We start from the raw sequence: 15,571 nt of genomic DNA on the forward strand, positions 1-15,571 counted from the left end.
TGTGGCATGGATCGGATAGAGGGGTATGGTCAAAACAGAATGCTTCGGTCCTGATGTCATCGCGGCTTGGATCGACTTCAGGGTCGTTCAGTTTTAATTTCACCCCTTCGTTTCAACGAACGCGCTGGGCTGATTTCATTCTTCCGTCCACGCTGCAACTTTCTCCCTTGCTGGAGTTGCTTCTCGATCCCGTGGAATGTGATGAGACAACCGGTCGGCTGCAGCTTGGTCTTCAGGAAGCTCTCGTCAATGCTGTGCGTCATGGGAACGCAGGCGATCCCAACAAGTGTTTGCGTGTGCGCCGCATCCTCACGCCTCAATGGATGATTTGGCAGATCCAGGATGAAGGGGAAGGAGTCCCCACCCATGCACGTCTCGGCGAGCTTCCTGAGTGCATCGAAGCCAATCAAGGCCGTGGCTTGTTTTTGATTTATCAGTGTTTTGATGATGTGCGCTGGAGTCGACGCGGGAATCGCGTTCAGTTGGCATGCCGCCGTCCCGTGTCTCGCGTGACCTCCCTCAACGATGCGGACAGCCAGGGTCTTTCAGTTCCCGTCTGATCCAGCGCAGTGCTTGCTCGGTGAGCTCCTCAACATCGTTGCGCTCTCCACCCTGGATGAGTTGAGAGAGAGCAGCAGCCATCAGTTCAGCGCTGCGACGGTCGGCATCGGTCTTTAAACGATGCCAGTCACGGTCGCCAAGACTCAAGCAACGATGAAGCTCCTGCGCCAGTTCAGGGGCGGATTCTGGCCAGCGCGGTTCAGCCGTTGACATGGTCTTATGACGATCGGTTGCCTTTATCCTGATGCTTCACGTCCATGGCTGTGACGTACACAGTGAACGCTTTCATGGCATCAGGTTCCCGTCGCAAACAGCTACGTCCATTACACGCCCTGGCCGCTTTGATTCACATTCAGCCAAGGCGTTGGGAAGCCACCGATGTCCGTTCGAGGCGACGATTGCAACGTCGAAACCTGCTTCAACAACTTGTTGAAGGGCAAGATGAATTTGAATGGATTTTTAAACCAACAAAGGCACCAAAATTTTGGCGTTCGCTTCGCTGGGGCGGCCCTGGAGTGTTGATTGGATTTGTCTTGGCCAAGCTGTCGTCGGGCAGCTAGAGCGCATCCCTTGGTTTAACCAACGAGGGCCTTGTGATGAACAATCACAAGCGATTCAGGCGCGGTGAGAGGCCCCTCAGAAGAAGAAGGAAGTTCATGGTGGTCGGCAGGCACAGCCTGGCCTTTCAACCAAGCTTGATGGAGTGCGTGGCGCCGCGTGTCTTCTTCGAGAACGAGACGATCAGCAGCATCCTGAGGTGTTTCTCCATGCATAAGGGATGTACGAATACAGATTCCAAATCCATGCGCCTCCACTTGCACTTTGCCTTCCATTAGGACCAACTGGAATGTCCAGCCTTGAAGCCAGCGGACATAAAAAGGGTTGATCATCAAGGCCCTCGGCAAGGGTTCCTGCACCTTATGGGGCGTTGGTCGCCCTCAAGAAGGGTGTGTCAGGGAATCACTTCAAGGCTTGTTGGCAGTCCAAACTCTCACCATGAAATGGGATTCAGCTGAGATCCCTGTGAAGCCAGCGTTGCTCAGGCGTGATTCGATGTCATCTGAAATGAAATCTCTGTAGAAAGGCTCGTGAAAGATCCTTCGGAAGTTATCCATCGCCACGCTGTACTGCGGTGAATCTTTGAGCTGAATGGAGTCGGCGAGAACAAGAACTCCACCGGGCTCAAGCAATCGATAGGCATCGTTAAGAACCGCCTGCCGCGCTTCAGCCGGAAGCTCATGCATCAGGAAAACGCAGGTCACCGCCTGCATGCTTTCGTCACCAAAGGGCATGGATTCAGCATTGCCTTGAAGCAGCTGGACAAGGCTGTCGCTTCCCTTGTTGAGCCAACGATTGGCCTGACGCAAATAGGACTCAGACAAGTCCAGGCCAAAGAGTGAGGCTTTTGGTAAAGCCGCTCGAATTTGGTGAAGCGTCCGACCGGTTCCTGTCGCTACGTCAAGGATGCGCAGACTGGCGTCTGGGCGATCACTAAACCGCTTCAAGCCACGCTTCAAGGGGGCAATCAGCCTGCGGCGCATCGAGTCTGCGGACCCATTGAACAGGATGTCGACTTGCAAGTCGTAGAGCTCAGCGGAATGATCACTGAGATAGCCATCGGTTTGATGATGGAAGTTTTGGAGGTAGTAATCCGGGTAGAGCTCTTTGTCGTGCGTATCGGGAATGTCTTGGACGTTGCGTGATCGTCGCCTGGCCCAATTTGAGGGAAGGTCAAGCCATACGCGGGGATAGCGCTCGGCCCACTCCAACCAGGGGATATCAAACAGCAAGGATGAGGGATAAAGCCCCTGTTCTGACTCCTGCCAATCGATGTCCTGAAGGGCGCTCAAGGAGCGTCGCAATTCATTCATCAAGGCGTCAGGAACCGGTTCTGTGCTGGGCACGACATCGGGTGCCAACAGCTCCATGGCTTTTGTGCTCAGCTCCTTATGGGCCAGTCCTGCCAGGCTCCGGCCCTGCTGGATGGTGCGGTAGGCGATTTCGGTCAGGCTGGACGCCATTGGGCTGTAGTTGGATCAATACGCCTATTCCAATGGATGAGGCCATCCAACCGAGGATGCAAATCAGGCCATTCCGGCAAGAATTGTGAAGCGGATGCAAATTTCGTATCAACCGATACAGAATATTTGCATCGAAACGAGGCCTTGCGTCATGAAAGCCGTTCTTCGTTCTCTCCCGGTTGATTACAGCGGCAATGTGTTAGAGCGTCACCAGAAGGCCGCTGTTGAGTTTCTCGCCTGGGCCGATCATCATGCCCATGAGCAAAGGTTGAGCCAATCGAGTCAGGCTCAGATCGAGGGGCATCCTGATCTTCTTGATTCCAATAGCGCTCAGGCTCAACAGCGTGTTTGGGCTAATCGCCATGCCCATCAAAAGCATCTTCACGACAGCGCCATGGCTCACCTTCGCCACAACTGAGACATCACTAGTCTCTTTTGGACCTTGATTGAAATGCTCAAAAGGGACTGGTTAACATCCCCATATCCCCACAATCACTTGGCTTTGATATCAGTCAAGATCGATTAAAGCAAGACGATTATGGGCTTTGGATGCGGGCATGGAGCCGCGACATGTCTGAGCATGGAATGCCTTAAACTTCCCTAGTTCAAGACTTATTGCGTCCTAGGTGTTTAGTAGTCAGTCCTTGCCTAATTCCGTCAAGGTTTTTTATTGGGTGTGGGCATTTTCATTCCCCTATGATTACCGCTATTTACCATTGCCGGAAGAGCCAACGGGTTTGGTCTTTATTGGTTTCTGGATTGTCTGGTTGGGTGTTGGTGGTTTGATCGCGATACCGCTTGGTGAATGGATCGCCAAAAGAAATGATTCGTAGATGGTGTTGCTTTTTAAGCAATATGGTTTGTTGGTTCTTGAATCGGCTTGTATTGAGGTTTATTGATGAATACCTGTTTGTGATTGAAACCCCATCCCAAACAGAGTTTATTCGCTTCTCCATCACTGGCCTGCTCGACTCTGAGGGCGCGCAGCCAATCAAAAGTTAGCGTGTGGAAAGCTCTTCAATGGAGAATTCGCTACGCAAAGCTCTGGCATCTTGAATTCTTTGTTGGCTTGCAAGATGCCTCAAGCGCTCGTCAAGCCATTTGCGTAGGCGCGGAGTGAACAGCTGAGATGATTGCCCATCCGATGGTTGGTGCTCGCCAAATGGAATCGTCATCGGATTCACCAGGTAATTCACGTTAACGAGAAGCAGAATGCGATGGGATCTATTTTCTGCCTTGGATGTTGAGTGGGTTCATGCATTCAATTGAATGAAGACCAACATCCCTTGTTGCTCTTGTGAACCTTTTCTCCAAGGCTGATTCTGTAGATGTCGGAACTGTCGAGACGGCATTCTTCTTCATTGTTGGCAACGGGAGCCGTTGCTTCTGTTTTTGTAACGCCCTCGGTGCAATATTTTTGTGCTATCGAAGAAGCCCAATTCTTGAAGGAATCTTCATTTGATGTTGTCGCAAAATTCGTGGAATTTGTGCATATTGTTTCTGCCGATGCTCCCTTTTGGATGTCGGATTCGATCAATTCGGCCCACTTTTTTTCATTGACGCCTTGCCATTGTGCTTGTACTGATGGAGGAGCCCAGCAGAGTGCTGTGAACAAGAACAGTGACGTGGCGGAGATTGGGACCAGGGGTTTCATGGGCTGGTGAATGGAGGTTGATTTCCCTATGAACTATTCAGTATCGAAAAAAACCACATTTCTGGCATCCCCCGAATGGGGGAGATCCAGACTGTTCTTGTTTGGAGTACCCCTCAAAAAAAGCTCGAGAAGCTCTGACATTTCACCCTAAATTGCCTCGCCACAAGGCAAGTTCACGTTTTTCTAGCTTGATCGTTGAAGATAGATAAAAAAAGATCCCCATATCGGGGATCGTTGGTCGAACAGGTTGGTTTGGCGATACCAAAGTATCGACCCTCTTCAGTACAACGCGATTCCTTGGGATCAGGCGTCGTAGTACATGGTGAATTCGTGGGGATGGGGCCGCTGACGCAGCTGCTGCACTTCTTCGTACTTCATGTTGATCCAGTTGTCGATGAAGTCTTTGGTGAAAACACCACCCTCTAATAAGTAGTGATGATCAGCGTTCAAAGCTTCTAAAGCTCCGTTCAGAGAGGCAGGAACGGTGGCGATGTCCTTGAGCTGCTCTGCGGGAAGTTCAAACAGGTCACCATCGAAGCCATCACCAGGATCAATCTGGTTTTTGATGCCATCAAGACCCGCCATCATCATGGCGGCAAAGGCCAAATAGGGATTGGCTAACGCATCCCCGGATCTGAATTCCAAGCGCTTGGCTTTTGGACTCGGGCCGGTGAGGGGGATTCGAACGGCGGCAGATCGATTGCCCTCTGAATACACCAAATTCACCGGTGCTTCAAATCCTGGGACGAGTCGCTTGTAGCTATTGGTGGTGGGATTGGTGAAGGCCAGGAAGCTTGGAGCATGCTTCAAGATTCCGCCGATGTACCAACGGGCTGTTTGAGACAAGTTGGCGTAGGTGCCTTCCCCGAAGAACAAGGGTTGACCACCCTTCCACAGGCTTTGGTGAACGTGCATGCCTGTGCCGTTGTCATTAAAGACAGGCTTCGGCATGAAGGTTGCTGTTTTGCCGTACTTCTTGGCCACGTTGCGGACGACGTACTTGTAGGTCATCACGTTGTCGGCAGCTTGAATGAGTTCGTCGAACTTCATTCCTAATTCGTGCTGACCGGCACCAGCAACTTCATGGTGATGCTTCTCAATTGGGATCCCCAATTGGGACATCATTAACAACATCTCAGAGCGGATATCTTGCGCTGTGTCGTTTGGTGCTACAGGAAAATAACCTTCCTTCGTTTGGATTTTGTAGGCGAGGTTCCCCCCTTCTTCCACCCGTCCGGAGTTCCAGCCAGCCTCAATGGTGTCAACGCTGTAGAAGCACCCACCTTCGCTTGAGTTGTAGCGAACGTCATCGAAAAGGAAAAATTCAGGCTCTGGACCAAAAAATGCCTTGTCTGCCAGCCCTGTATTGGAGAGATAAGCCAACGCTTTCTGTGCCAAAGCACGGGGACAACGCTCGTAGGGGTCACCCGTTCTTGGGTCCTGAATCGAGCAGATCAGGCTGAGGGTCTTATGGCGATAAAACGGATCCACCCATGCCGTGGCGGGGTCTGGAACCATGGACATGTCGGAAGCGTTGATCGCTTTCCAGCCGCGTATGGAGGATCCGTCAAAGGCCAGGCCTTCACGAAAGGCATCCTCATCGACCATGTCCGAGCACACGGTGAGGTGTTGCCACTTGCCGTGCAGATCGGAAAATTTGAGGTCGATCAGCTCGATCCCTTCGTCCTTGATCTGACGAAGAACGTCCTGAGCAGTTTTAGCCATGGTTGAGGCTGCAGCCGAGAGTATCTCGCGTAACCGTAGGCATCGATCTGACACGGTTTTGTATCAATGCGCACTTTTTGCCGCCGCCCTCCTGGTCAGGTCTTTGGGTGAGGCTCGGGTCAGCGCTTGGTAACCGTTTCTGTCAAATTCCTTGGATCCCTGGTGATGAAAGCGTTCTGCCCACCTTTGTGGTGTTACCTTCCAGCCAGTGATCCCTAGCGTCCCCCATCATGCGTGATGCCATCACCGGGTTGATCGGCCGTTACGACCAATTGGGTCGCTATTTCGATCGATCGGCCATCGATCGGATCGAAGGTTATTTCGGCCAAGCAGAGCTGCGACTCAAGGCCGTGGAGCTCATCAATCGCGAAGCGACTGAGCTGGTAAGAGAAGCCAGTCAAAGACTGTTTGTAGGCGACCCTGAACTGCTCTTGCCTGGTGGCAACGCCTACACCACACGGCGGCTTTCAGCTTGCTTGCGCGACATGGATTATTTCCTCCGTTACGCCAGTTACGCCCTGATTGCCGACGACAGCACGATCCTGAATGAACGGGTGCTGAACGGCTTGGACGACACCTACAAGAGCCTGGGTGTTCCCACCGGACCCACGGTTCGCAGCATGATCCTGCTTGCCGATGTTCTCTGCGAGCGCATGGTGGCGGAGGGATCAAGTCCGAGCGATTGCCTGATGCTTCGCAAGCCCTTCGATCATCTGGCCTCAGGTCTTTCCGCAAACGACATCAGCCAGCGTTAAGCGCTCCATCCTTGATCTCGTTACAAGAGGCGTTGCAAAGCAACTGTTTTACTCCCTTTTTAGGCCTGTCTATGCGTAGGCTGCTGGCCATTAATTGGTGACCCTGGCTTTGGCGACGACGCATTCCCCCCTGTCGGTTGACTCGTCCCACCGAAGGGCCATTGCCCCGATCAGCACTCCCGATCGTTTGCTGCTCGGACCAGGACCTTCGAACGCCGATCCAACGGTGCTCAAGGCTTTGTCTCGGACTCCGATTGGCCACCTCGATCCGCTTTATGTGGAGTTGATGGGCGAAGTGCAGGAGCTTCTTCGCTATGCCTGGCAGACCGACAACCGCTTGACCTTGCCGATGAGCGGCACGGGGAGCGCTGCCATGGAGGCAACGCTTGCCAATACGGTTGAACCCGGCGACACCGTTCTTGTCGCTGTCAAGGGCTACTTCGGGAACCGCCTTGTGGACATGGCCGGTCGTTACCGCGCCAATGTGAAGGTGATCGAAAAGCCTTGGGGTGAAGCATTCACCAAGGAAGAGCTTGAAGCGGCTCTGATTGAGCACAAGCCCACCATCTTGGCGATGGTGCATGCCGAAACCTCCACCGGCGTGTGTCAACCGATGGAAGGAATCGGAGATCTCTGCCGCAAGCACGATTGCTTGCTCCTGCTCGACACCGTGACCTCTCTCGGTGGGGTCCCCCTCTATCTCGATGAATGGAAGGTGGACCTGGCCTATAGCTGTAGTCAGAAGGGATTGAGCTGCCCTCCAGGTCTTGGTCCATTCACCATGGGACCCCGCGCTGAAGCGAAGCTCGCCGCACGGAAAGACAAGGTGCCTAATTGGTATCTCGATGTTTCCCTTCTCAATCAGTACTGGGGCAGTGACCGCGTGTATCACCACACAGCACCGGTCAATATGAATTTCGGCATGCGTGAAGCGCTCAGGCTGTTGGCAGAAGAGGGCTTGGATATGGCTTGGGCCCGACACCGCAGCAATGCTGAGGTGCTTTGGTCCGGTTTGGAAGCGATCGGTCTCGAAATGCATGTGCCCGAGGCGCTTCGGCTGCCCACACTCACCACCGTTCGCATCCCAGATGACGTGGATGGCAAGGCCTTCACGCAACATCTGCTCAACAACCACGGCATTGAAGTGGGTGGCGGCCTTGGTGTTCTTGCTGGAAAAATCTGGCGAATCGGACTGATGGGTTACAACTCCAACGCCGAGAACGTCAGCAGGTTGTTGAATCTGTTTGAAACGGAGCTTCCCCAGTTCCGACAGAACGTTGCCGTTGCTGCTTAAACCAGCCCGACAGCATCACTTTCGCCTCTTCACCCCGTACACCACCGATCACGGACATTCGGTGGTGTGCACTGGTGTGAGTCGCCAAGTTGATCGTGCTCCCCAAGGCTCCTCGCTTCGGGTCCGTGGCAGCAAAGATGACCTGTCCGACTCTTGCTTGAACCAAGGCGCCGGCACACATTGGACACGGCTCCAAGGTCACCAACAGGGTGCAGTCATTCAGACGCCAGTCATCCTGCAACAGGCAGGCCTGACGAATGGCCATCAACTCCGCGTGCCCAAGCGGGTCATTGTTGAGCTCCCTCTGGTTCATGCCATGGCCAATGCAGCGGCCTTGCTGATCCAAAACAATGGCGCAAACGGGAACGTCTCCGCGTTCGCCGAAACGACGCGCGCGTTCAATCAAACGTCCCATCCAGGCTTGCATCTGCGTTGGAGATAGGTCGATTGGAGACTGCACCATCAGGCTGTTCGCTGTGCGCGTCGGGGGATCTGCCGGCCCTTCAATGTGCCACCACAGGGGACAATGATCATTCCCCATCTTGTCTTCTTGGTCGGACCTTCAAGGAATCCTGAACCGGTCGCTCTTTCGGCGTTTGCTTCACCCGATGCGCTTGACCCTCAACTCCTTCAGTTTTTGGAGGGTGCTTCCGAGCGCTTATGCAACTGGATCGGTTCGGCGGCAGAGAGGGGTCCTTTGCCAGCACTTCGGGTGCTGCCAGATGCTGCTCCGCAGACCCATGGCCGCACCATGGAGCAACTTCTGGATGACCTTCAGCAGGTGATGGATGGGGCGTTTCAGCCTTCCCACCCCGGGGCGATTGCCCATCTCGATCCGCCGCCGCTGAGTGCGTCGATCGCTGCAGATTTGATCTGCGCCGGGCTGAATAACAACCTTTTGGCTGAAGAGCTGTCTCCCAGTTTGAGCCATCTCGAACGGCAGCTTTGCGCCTGGTTTGCTGAGCGCATTGGCTTTCCCGCAGGGGCTTCTGGTGTTGCGGCAAGTGGCGGCACGCTGAGCAATTTGATCGCCTTGGTGGCCGCTCGCCATCACGCTGGCTTGGACCACACTCCAGATGCGGTGGTGGTGGTCAGTGCTGATGCGCATGTGTCCTGGCACAAGGCAGCGCGGGTGATGGGGCTACAAAACGACGCAGTCCGTGAAATCCCCGTGGATGAGCAAGGACGCATTGATCTGCAGCAATTGGAGGATGAATTAACAGCGCTTTCAAGAGAAGGTCGCCCTTGTATCGCCGTGGTGGCGACCGCAGGCACCACGGTGCGAGGAGCCATCGACCCTGTTTCTGCGCTGGCTGATCTCTGCAGCCGCTTGGGTCGTTGGCTGCATGTGGATGGGGCGATAGGGGCTGTTTTTGCTCTTAGCCCCACCAGCACCCATCTGCTCGATGGGATTGCTCGCGCTGATTCGATCACCGTGAATCCTCAGAAAGTTCTCGGCATCACAAAGACCTCATCGCTTCTCTTGGTTCGCAATCCCTCCGTTCTGGCCGAAGCTTTCTCCACAGGTCTTCCCTATATGGAGCCAGCCCTCGAGCACGATCACGGCGGAGAACTGGGTTTGCAGGGAAGCCGTCCCGCGGAAGTGCTCAAACTCTGGCTTGGTTTGCGGCAACTTGGTGAATCGGGAATTGAGGAGGTGTTGTCCGCTGCGATTGCTCGCCGTGAGTACCTCCAGCAACAACTGGATCCCAACAGGCTGATGATTCTCTCGGGCCCTTTGCATGTGCTCGCCTGTCGGCCGCAACGAGGACAGGCGCAGCAGCACGAAAGCTGGTCGATCGAGACACGCCGGCTCTTGCTCAGCCAAGGCATCATGGTTTCGAGGCCGCTCCATCAGGGACGGCATCATCTCAAGGCTGTCCTTGGCAACCCCCACACCCATGACGGTTTGTTGGATCAACTGGCATCAGCTCTGAATCAATCCGTGGAGGTTCGGCCCTAATGGCGGCTCCCAAGCAGCAACGCGGCCGCTGGGTGGCCATCGTCACAGGGATTGTGTCTGTGCTGATCGGCGTGGCCTATTTGGGCCTGATCACGGTTCTCGATGCCAGGGGCCCGATGCGTCCTCCCCCGCCCGAGGCCCTCGTTGGGGTGGTAAGCGCTTCTTTGCCGTCTGGCGCAATGGTTCCACCACCTGCCTGAGAGCGGTGTCGAGAAAGCGCTTGAGGGCGCTATCGCGACGGTTGAGCTCGTAGTGCCGCTGCACAACGTCCTGCACGCCACCATCTCCCCAATCTTGATCTTGCTGGAAATAGGTGATGAAACTGGCTCCGGCAATCCGCGTCAGCCAGGCAGCAGCCACACCCTGAACGGCTTTTCCCAGGAGCAGGGTGGGCAGATTCACACTGAGTGCGGTGCCGATCAAGGCCACCCCGCCTTTCACAACACCGAGGCCTGCCAGGGTTCTCCCCACCGAGACGGCCAACTCCTGAGCTTTGTCCCGGGTTAACTGCACGTTGTAGACCTTCGCGACCTCCATCACCATCTGGGCATTCACTGCCGCGGTGCCCAGCAAGTCGATGCCGGGGAGTGGTGTCGCTGCCACCACGCCAGCACTAATCCAGCTGTAACGATCCACGATCCGTCGCGCTTCGGTCTGCCGCTGGCGGTTGAGCAGCGATCGCCCCTTATCGCCCAGCGTCCTGCATTGAAGAAGGATGTTGTCCGCTAAGAGCTCTTCGCCGTCGGCGTGCAGCACCACGGCCATGCGTTGGAGCAGCACCGCCACCTCAGCAGGAGGTTGCCAGGGTTTTTGGCCAGGTCTTGGCAAGGATTGGGGAGCGGCGCTGGTTGGGATCACATCCTCAGCAGCCAGCAGGCCTTTGCAACGTCCGCGTAGCAAGGCCAGAAGACGCTTTTCCTCCTCCTCTCCCCTTAAATCGCATTTGTTCAAGACCAACATCAAGCGCTTGCCCAAGCCCGCAAGGCTGCGCACCACATCCCATTCGGCAGAGCGAAGATCTCCATCCACCACCACCAGCATCAAGTCGGCACGGCTGGCGCGTTCCCGGGCTTCCTGTTCCCGATCTCTTCCGTCGAGGCCGCTTTCCAGGATTCCAGGGGTATCCACCAATTGCAGCCCGCGCTCCAGCTTGTTGAGGCGAAGCCGATAGGTCTGGCTGCCGGTTGTGGAGCCCATCGCTGCTCCAACACGCCCAACGATGTCTTGGAGAAGGGCACGAATCAGGGATGTTTTCCCACTGGAGCCCGTGCCAAACACCACCACCACCAAATCGCCGCGGGCCAATTCACGGGCAACGCGCTCCCGTTCCAGATGCAGCGCTTGCCGGGCTACGTCGTCTTGAAGACGCTCTAAAAGGCGATCAATGCTTTCCAGGCTCTGTTCAGCTGCTTGTCGACGCGACCCAGGCGGTGAAGGGGCTGTGCTGCTGGCGTTGTTGGCTCCGCGACGGCTTTTCCATCCCTTCCACCAGGGCCAGCCAATCTGTATGACAAAGGCAAGCACCAGGAGGGTGCCGATGAGCAGCACTGGTCCCACCAGCCAGGGCGGAAGGATATAGCTGAGATCCCAGAGCAGATTGCGAATCGCCTGAAGCACCAGTCCAAGCACCAGCAGGACAATCAGCCCTGCGGCAGCCAACAACATCAGGCGATTGGATCCCTTCATCGGCCCGCCACACCGCCCTGTCCTGCGGCACGAATGATCCGGCCCCAAAGAGAGGCTGCTACGGCGCTGGAACTGGCTGAGGGACTGTTGTCATCGTTGCCCAGCCAGATTCCCAGCACCCAATGGCGACTCGGCTCATAGCCAATGAACAGCAGGTCACGGCCATCGTTGGTGGTTCCTGTTTTCCCGCCTTCCTGTCCACCCAGCGAGGCGGCTCGCCCGGTGCCGCTGCGAATCACCGATCGCATCAATCCCTGCATTTGCTGCGCTGTCTGTCCCTTCAACACACGACGGGCCGCTTGGCGCTCCCCAGGGCTGTCATGACCAATGCCGCTATGTCCATTGAGGCTGCCGCAGCCACTGGGACGATCCAAGCGACAGGTTTCTGCATCGAGCAAACGACGAATGGTGGTGGGGGGGTGCCAGATGCCGTCATTGGCGACGGCGGCATAGGCACTGGTGAGTTCAATCAAGCGCACCTCACTTTGGCCAAGGGCTAGGCCCGGTACAGGGTCTAAGGGTGTGGAGATGCCCAAGCGTTTCGCCAAACTCACCACTTGTTCCAGGCCGACGCGTTGGGCCAAGCGCAATGCTGCGGTGTTGTTGCTTGAGGCGAAGGCACTGGCAAGCGTGAGCTGGCCCGAACAGGTGCTGTCAAAGCGTTGCCCCCCCCAGCGCAGGGGGCTGCAATCCAAGGTGTCGGTGGGTGTTAGTCCTTGCTCTAGGGCCGCTAAGTAAGTCATCAGTTTGAACGTGCTGCCGGGTTGCCGCATCGCCATCGAGGCACGGTTGAACTGGCTTGCCTGGTAATCACGACCTCCTGCGATGGCGAGAACCCCGCCCGTGCGGCTGTCCAGCACAACAGCAGCCCCCTCTTGAACACCCAGCGTTCCGCTGTTGGCCAACAAACTGCTCAACTGGCGCTCCACCACGGATTGCAGAACCGGGTCCAAGAAGGTTTCGATCAAGAAATTTCCTTCATCAGCAACGTCTGGGCCCACGAGCTCTTTGAGGTCTCGGCGCACTTGATCGGTGTAAAAGGGTGCTGAGCGACTCACCTGCTCCCGACTGCAGGCCGCTTTGGCTAACTGAATCGGTTGACGACGGGCCAGTCGCGCCTGCTCCAACGAGAGGCGACCGCCATCGGCCATCTTGTTGATCACCCGGTTCCGCGCTTGCAGAGCGCGCTGGGGAAACTGACAGGGATCGTGGCCATTGGGTGATGGCAAAAGACCCACCAGAAGGGCTGCTTGTTGCACATTGAGGTCTGCTGCGGATTGATCGAAGAACACGCGTGAGGCATCTTCGAATCCCCAACCAACGCCCAAGTACACGCGGTTGAGATAGCTGAGAAGCAACTGGCTTTTGCTGAAGCGACTTTCCAACTGCAAGGAAACGAGCAGCTCTTTCCATTTCCTCGCCAGGGTGTCTCCATCACCCACGTAGTCGGGATAAAGGCTGCGAGCTAATTGCTGCGTGAGACTGCTGCCGCCCTCTAGCACCTGTCCGCCGATCAAATTGGTGCTGAAGGCTCTCAACGTGCCAATGGGATCGACGCCCGGATGCCACCAAAAGCGGTTGTCCTCACTACTCAGAAGAGCATCAACCAGCAAAGGGGAGAACGCCTTCACCGACTTGAGCTCGCGATGACGACTGGAGTCAACGGAGGCGAGCGGTTGGTTGTTGCCGTCGTAGATGGCCACCGGACCGCGCACGCGTGCCAGTTGCCCACGGATCGGCATGGTGATGTGGGAGAGCAGCAGCAGAGCACCACCGCCGCCCAGGCATCCCAATACGAAAAAGCCCAACCAGCGTTCGATCCGATGGCGACGTCGCCCTGCTGCGTCAACAAACTGCAGAAAGGGAGCCGTGGCGTCTAGGGAGGGCGCGAACTGAACCACGTCTCCATCGCGTAGTTCCAGCTGCTTGACCCGCCTGCCTTTCCACCACAAGCCATTGGTGGAATCCAAATCTTGAAGGATCCAGTGCCGCCCCTGACGTTGCAGCACAGCGTGTTGGCGGCTGACGGCTGGATGGTCGATGCTCACTTCCAGAGGACCATCGCGGCCAATGCGATAGCCGTCGCCATGCAAGGCAAGGGAACGATCCTCCTGATCTTCCTGATGAATGATCAGTTGGGCTGAGTAGGGGCCGTCAGGATTTCGCTTGTCCATTGCGTTGGGAGAGAGCGTCGATGGCGAAGCAGAGGACGGCGAGGTTGATGGCGATGTCCGCGCCATTGAAGATGGGAAAACGGAATGGCACGAGTTCGAGGAAGTCCGTGACATATCCCAGTTGCCAGCGGTCGATGCCATTGCCCAGTGTTCCTCCCAGCAGACAGGCCAGGGCAAGACCTAACCAAAGATCAAGTCGCTTGGATCGCCAGATCCAGCCCAGCAAACCAACCGAAACGAGCAGGCTGAGAACGCTGAGAAGGGCTGTGGAGTCACTCAACATGCTGAAGGCGGCACCGGTGTTGCGTACAAGCCGCAACTGCAGCAATCCAGGGAGGAATGGCTGCGACAAATTTGGAAGCAGGTGGAATCGAGCCCAATATTTGGACGCTTGATCCATCAGCAGGATCAACAGGCTGATCAACACAACTGTGCGACGCCGGATCAGTCGGTTGCTGCGGCTGATCATTCGATCCAGAGCAAACGACGAATGGGCAGCGCAATGAGGGCAATGGCCACGCAAAGCGTCAGTTGGGCTAACAAGGGGCCAAGGCTGTAACTGAACAACAAATCAGGAAGTGATTCACTCCAACGGCTCAAAACCGTTCCGAGAAGCAAATTAAGAATTCCGCATAACTGAATTGTGATGACGCCGGCAATGCCCGCCAACGTGAGGCGCGCTAAGTCGTTCATCCCTGCTTGGTGGGCAAGACGTCCCGTGAGCCAGGCTGCTGGAACAAAGCCAGCGAGATAGCCAAAGGCGGGGGTTTGCACGTAGTCCAAACCACCACCGTCATGGAAGACCGGAAGATCAACCAACCCCACGGTGATGTAGGCAACCGCTGCCATTACGCCCGATCGTGGGCCGCAGACAAGGGCGCACAGCAGGAGTGCTGGCACTTGCCAGGTGCTGGGCAAACTCAGCAATCGGGGAGGAAGCTCTGCAATGGGCAGCAAGACGGCAGCAGGAATCAAACTGCCCACAAGGATGAGAAGTAGTCCCGCGATCGCGCCGCTCCAAGTGGCAAGAGCCCGCACGGCTAATTAACAGCTGCCCCCATCCTGCTGTAGGAGAGGGTGATTGCCCAGATGTCATGACCGTTTCCATCGGTGACCAAGTCCGACTGATCAGCCCGATGCCCTATCTCAAAACGGCAGATCCAATGCCAATGCTTCGGCCTTCCGATCTCGTTGGCAGTGATGAATCTGGAGCGGTGGTTGCTCTCCATCCCCTCGAGATTGCTGCAGTGCGTTTCCGACGTGGCACCTTTTTAATTCCGATCAATCGCTTGTGTCCCGCTGGAGCAGAGGAGGAACGTTAAGGACTCGTCGCGTTCCCTTGTTCTTAACTCCAGATAGGCAGCTCACAACAGAGCCAGTGATTTGCTTGTTCGGCAGGCGCACGCGTTGCAAGAAGCTTGTTCAAGACTGATTAAATAAGTGTTCTATATGGCTATGGTTTCCTTGGCTTAAAATCCTTGTTTGAATTGATCAGGGTGCTGAATCGTTTTTGGTTAAGGGCAAGTTAATTGTTAGTAAAGGATCAGCAAAGAAGAGGGGTTTGAAATGCTTGTAATCAGGGATACAGCCTGTTGATGTCTTGCATACAGGTTATTATTTGCTTGCCGAATAAAGTTTTGGCGGGTTCATTCCCTCAATATTTTTTGGTGTGAGGACCAAAAATGAAACGTTTCCATCAACTGCTGGTGGCCCCAGCGGCCCTGGGCCTTTTGGCTCC

Annotated in this window: 18 protein-coding genes; 9 read left to right on the plus strand and 9 right to left on the minus strand. The window is 55.6% G+C overall.

Annotated features, from left to right (window positions below):
• Window positions 1–53 precede the first annotated feature (53 nt).
• Entirely contained in the window at window positions 54–560 is a 507-nt protein-coding gene (locus tag DXY38_RS08650) for an ATP-binding protein (RefSeq protein ID WP_115071299.1), read from the plus strand.
• Here DXY38_RS08650 and DXY38_RS08655 read toward each other — a convergent pair.
• Complete coding sequence (locus DXY38_RS08655) at window positions 520–774, minus strand: DUF6439 family protein (RefSeq protein WP_115071300.1); 255 nt, start codon at window positions 772–774, stop codon at window positions 520–522. The two genes, DXY38_RS08650 and DXY38_RS08655, sit on opposite strands and share 41 nt — an antisense overlap.
• A gap of 74 nt (window positions 775–848) precedes the next feature.
• On the opposite strand from DXY38_RS08655, the gene DXY38_RS08660 reads away from it, so the two are divergent.
• Window positions 849–1,121: a hypothetical protein gene (locus tag DXY38_RS08660; RefSeq protein WP_244279070.1), complete on the plus strand. Its 273-nt coding sequence runs from the start codon at window positions 849–851 to the stop codon at window positions 1,119–1,121.
• 15 nt (window positions 1,122–1,136) lie between these two features.
• Here the strand turns inward: DXY38_RS08660 and DXY38_RS08665 are convergent, their stop codons facing one another.
• Both DXY38_RS08665 and DXY38_RS08670 read right to left on the minus strand, forming a co-directional pair.
• Window positions 1,137–1,451, minus strand: coding sequence for a copper-binding protein (locus DXY38_RS08665; RefSeq protein WP_115071320.1), 315 nt, complete (start codon window positions 1,449–1,451; stop codon window positions 1,137–1,139).
• A gap of 75 nt (window positions 1,452–1,526) precedes the next feature.
• Complete coding sequence (locus DXY38_RS08670) at window positions 1,527–2,582, minus strand: class I SAM-dependent methyltransferase (RefSeq protein WP_115071302.1); 1,056 nt, start codon at window positions 2,580–2,582, stop codon at window positions 1,527–1,529.
• 151 nt (window positions 2,583–2,733) lie between these two features.
• Here DXY38_RS08670 and DXY38_RS08675 point away from each other — a divergent pair, with 151 nt between their 5' ends.
• From DXY38_RS08675 to DXY38_RS08685, 3 genes are all read left to right on the plus strand, one after another.
• Window positions 2,734–3,000 (plus strand): hypothetical protein, encoded by a 267-nt coding sequence (locus DXY38_RS08675; protein ID WP_115071303.1) that lies wholly within the window; start codon window positions 2,734–2,736, stop codon window positions 2,998–3,000.
• 226 nt (window positions 3,001–3,226) lie between these two features.
• Window positions 3,227–3,415, plus strand: coding sequence for a hypothetical protein (locus DXY38_RS13490; RefSeq protein WP_136988089.1), 189 nt, complete (start codon window positions 3,227–3,229; stop codon window positions 3,413–3,415).
• 495 nt (window positions 3,416–3,910) lie between these two features.
• Window positions 3,911–4,246, plus strand: a complete 336-nt coding sequence (locus tag DXY38_RS08685; RefSeq protein ID WP_136988091.1) for a hypothetical protein — start codon at window positions 3,911–3,913, stop codon at window positions 4,244–4,246.
• Between the two features lie 293 nt (window positions 4,247–4,539).
• Here the strand turns inward: DXY38_RS08685 and glnA are convergent, their stop codons facing one another.
• Window positions 4,540–5,961: a type I glutamate--ammonia ligase gene (gene glnA / locus DXY38_RS08690; protein ID WP_115071306.1), complete on the minus strand. Its 1,422-nt coding sequence runs from the start codon at window positions 5,959–5,961 to the stop codon at window positions 4,540–4,542.
• Between the two features lie 230 nt (window positions 5,962–6,191).
• Between glnA and DXY38_RS08695 the strand changes: the two genes are divergently transcribed.
• Both DXY38_RS08695 and DXY38_RS08700 read left to right on the plus strand, forming a co-directional pair.
• Entirely contained in the window at window positions 6,192–6,716 is a 525-nt protein-coding gene (locus tag DXY38_RS08695) for an allophycocyanin subunit beta-18 (RefSeq protein ID WP_006852826.1), read from the plus strand.
• 109 nt (window positions 6,717–6,825) lie between these two features.
• A complete protein-coding gene (locus tag DXY38_RS08700) occupies window positions 6,826–8,010 on the plus strand; it encodes an alanine--glyoxylate aminotransferase family protein (RefSeq protein ID WP_115071321.1) in 1,185 nt (394 codons plus the stop codon).
• Here the strand turns inward: DXY38_RS08700 and DXY38_RS08705 are convergent.
• Window positions 7,940–8,473, minus strand: a complete 534-nt coding sequence (locus DXY38_RS08705; protein ID WP_115071307.1) for a nucleoside deaminase — start codon at window positions 8,471–8,473, stop codon at window positions 7,940–7,942. The two genes, DXY38_RS08700 and DXY38_RS08705, sit on opposite strands and share 71 nt — an antisense overlap.
• A 63-nt stretch (window positions 8,474–8,536) precedes the next feature.
• Between DXY38_RS08705 and DXY38_RS08710 the strand changes: the two genes are divergently transcribed.
• Complete coding sequence (locus DXY38_RS08710; RefSeq protein WP_115071308.1) at window positions 8,537–9,973, plus strand: aminotransferase class V-fold PLP-dependent enzyme; 1,437 nt, start codon at window positions 8,537–8,539, stop codon at window positions 9,971–9,973.
• Between the two features lie 90 nt (window positions 9,974–10,063).
• Here DXY38_RS08710 and DXY38_RS08720 read toward each other — a convergent pair whose 3' ends face one another.
• Genes DXY38_RS08720 through DXY38_RS08735 form a run of 4 tightly spaced genes read right to left on the minus strand, consistent with a single transcriptional unit; the run spans window position 10,064 to window position 14,871 of the window.
• A complete protein-coding gene (locus DXY38_RS08720; RefSeq protein WP_115071310.1) occupies window positions 10,064–11,659 on the minus strand; it encodes a YcjF family protein in 1,596 nt (531 codons plus the stop codon).
• Window positions 11,656–13,833, minus strand: a complete 2,178-nt coding sequence (locus DXY38_RS08725) for a transglycosylase domain-containing protein (RefSeq protein ID WP_115071311.1) — start codon at window positions 13,831–13,833, stop codon at window positions 11,656–11,658. Before DXY38_RS08725 ends, DXY38_RS08720 begins: the two co-directional genes overlap by 4 nt.
• Window positions 13,814–14,302, minus strand: coding sequence for a signal peptidase II (gene lspA, locus DXY38_RS08730; RefSeq protein WP_115071312.1), 489 nt, complete (start codon window positions 14,300–14,302; stop codon window positions 13,814–13,816). The genes DXY38_RS08725 and lspA overlap by 20 nt, the downstream gene beginning before the upstream one ends.
• A complete protein-coding gene (locus DXY38_RS08735) occupies window positions 14,299–14,871 on the minus strand; it encodes a biotin transporter BioY (RefSeq protein ID WP_115071313.1) in 573 nt (190 codons plus the stop codon). Before DXY38_RS08735 ends, lspA begins: the two co-directional genes overlap by 4 nt.
• A gap of 56 nt (window positions 14,872–14,927) precedes the next feature.
• Between DXY38_RS08735 and DXY38_RS08740 the strand changes: the two genes are divergently transcribed.
• Window positions 14,928–15,155, plus strand: coding sequence for an NAD(P)H dehydrogenase assembly family protein (locus tag DXY38_RS08740; RefSeq protein ID WP_006852818.1), 228 nt, complete (start codon window positions 14,928–14,930; stop codon window positions 15,153–15,155).
• Window positions 15,156–15,571 lie beyond the last annotated feature (416 nt).

Source organism: Synechococcus sp. UW179B (assembly GCF_900474245.1).
Classification (GTDB): domain Bacteria; phylum Cyanobacteriota; class Cyanobacteriia; order PCC-6307; family Cyanobiaceae; genus Synechococcus_C.

What these genes read in the sequence shown, in the direction of transcription:
- DXY38_RS08650 (WP_115071299.1), top strand. Translation starts at nt 54, where the DNA reads ATGTCATCGCGGCTTGGATCGACTTCAGGGTCGTTCAGTTTTAATTTC.
- DXY38_RS08655 (WP_115071300.1), bottom strand. Translation starts at nt 774, where the DNA reads ATGTCAACGGCTGAACCGCGCTGGCCAGAATCCGCCCCTGAACTGGCG.
- DXY38_RS08660 (WP_244279070.1), top strand. Translation starts at nt 849, where the DNA reads ATGGCATCAGGTTCCCGTCGCAAACAGCTACGTCCATTACACGCCCTG.
- DXY38_RS08665 (WP_115071320.1), bottom strand. Translation starts at nt 1,451, where the DNA reads ATGATCAACCCTTTTTATGTCCGCTGGCTTCAAGGCTGGACATTCCAG.
- DXY38_RS08670 (WP_115071302.1), bottom strand. Translation starts at nt 2,582, where the DNA reads ATGGCGTCCAGCCTGACCGAAATCGCCTACCGCACCATCCAGCAGGGC.
- DXY38_RS08675 (WP_115071303.1), top strand. Translation starts at nt 2,734, where the DNA reads ATGAAAGCCGTTCTTCGTTCTCTCCCGGTTGATTACAGCGGCAATGTG.
- DXY38_RS08685 (WP_136988091.1), top strand. Translation starts at nt 3,911, where the DNA reads ATGTCGGAACTGTCGAGACGGCATTCTTCTTCATTGTTGGCAACGGGA.
- glnA (WP_115071306.1), bottom strand. Translation starts at nt 5,961, where the DNA reads ATGGCTAAAACTGCTCAGGACGTTCTTCGTCAGATCAAGGACGAAGGG.
- DXY38_RS08695 (WP_006852826.1), top strand. Translation starts at nt 6,192, where the DNA reads ATGCGTGATGCCATCACCGGGTTGATCGGCCGTTACGACCAATTGGGT.
- DXY38_RS08705 (WP_115071307.1), bottom strand. Translation starts at nt 8,473, where the DNA reads ATGGTGCAGTCTCCAATCGACCTATCTCCAACGCAGATGCAAGCCTGG.
- DXY38_RS08710 (WP_115071308.1), top strand. Translation starts at nt 8,537, where the DNA reads ATGATCATTCCCCATCTTGTCTTCTTGGTCGGACCTTCAAGGAATCCT.
- DXY38_RS08720 (WP_115071310.1), bottom strand. Translation starts at nt 11,659, where the DNA reads ATGAAGGGATCCAATCGCCTGATGTTGTTGGCTGCCGCAGGGCTGATT.
- DXY38_RS08725 (WP_115071311.1), bottom strand. Translation starts at nt 13,833, where the DNA reads ATGGACAAGCGAAATCCTGACGGCCCCTACTCAGCCCAACTGATCATT.
- lspA (WP_115071312.1), bottom strand. Translation starts at nt 14,302, where the DNA reads ATGATCAGCCGCAGCAACCGACTGATCCGGCGTCGCACAGTTGTGTTG.
- DXY38_RS08740 (WP_006852818.1), top strand. Translation starts at nt 14,928, where the DNA reads ATGACCGTTTCCATCGGTGACCAAGTCCGACTGATCAGCCCGATGCCC.